General features: G+C 52.5%; 1 protein-coding gene. It reads left to right on the top strand.

The window, feature by feature from the left end:
- Positions 1 to 934: IS110 family RNA-guided transposase (locus tag E0E29_RS17180; RefSeq protein ID WP_130850976.1), on the top strand; the 934-nt coding region annotated here is incomplete at both ends.

Genomic DNA, 934 nt, shown 5'->3' with positions numbered 1-934 from the left:
CACTTTTTGTAGGCATTGATGTGGGCAGCAGGAACAATGTGGCCTACCTGATGAAGCCGGACGGCAGCAAGCACTCCAGCTTTTCCGTGCAGAATAATCTCGGCGGTGCTAAACTGTTATCAGAGAGGATCGTGTCGGCACTCGGTTCCATGCAGCTCAGCGATGTGATAATCGGCCTGGAGGCCACCTCCATCTACGGAGACAGCCTTGTCTACGCTCTCCGAGAAGATGGCAGCCTTGGCCGCTTTCAGAGAAAGATCCATGTCCTCAATCCCAAGCAGGTACGGAAATTCAAGGATGCTTATCCCGACCTGCCGAAGAACGATTGGGTGGACGCCTTTGTGATTGCCGACCATCTCCGTTTTGGCAGGATCGCCAAGGAGGTCTATATGGACGACTATCGCTACCAGGCGCTTAGAACGCTTACCAGAGCCAGATTTGACGTGATTCAAAACCTAACCCGTGAGAAACAGCGGTTTGCCAACTACTTATTCCTCAAATGCTCCGGCATGGCCCAGGACAAGGATATTCAGAATACCAGCGCCACTACGATCGCCCTTATGGAACGGTTTGAAACTGTGGATGACCTGGCGAATGCTGATTTGGAGGAACTGACTGCCTTCGTCACTGAAACGGGCCGCGGCAGGTTTGCAGATCCAGCGGCCACAGCGAAAGCGGTACAGGCGGCAGCCAGAGGCTCCTACCGTCTCCCTAAGACAGTGAACGATACTGTAAACCAGGCGATGTCCGTTTCGATTGCTTCCATGCGTGCCTTGAAAGAACAAATTAAGGTTTTAGAAAAGGCCATTGAACAGCAGTTTGAGATTATCCCCAATACCCTGACCTCTATTCCCGGCATTGGGAAGGTCTACTCCGCCGGTATCATCGCTGAGATTGGCGATATCCACCGTTTCAACTCTCAAGCCTCTGTCGC

It is taken from the genome of Intestinimonas timonensis, assembly GCF_900626145.1.
Lineage (GTDB): Bacteria > Bacillota > Clostridia > Oscillospirales > Oscillospiraceae > Intestinimonas > Intestinimonas aquisgranensis.
The sequence above is the reverse complement of the archived record's forward strand: the minus strand, read 5'-3'. Positions and strand labels throughout refer to the sequence as shown.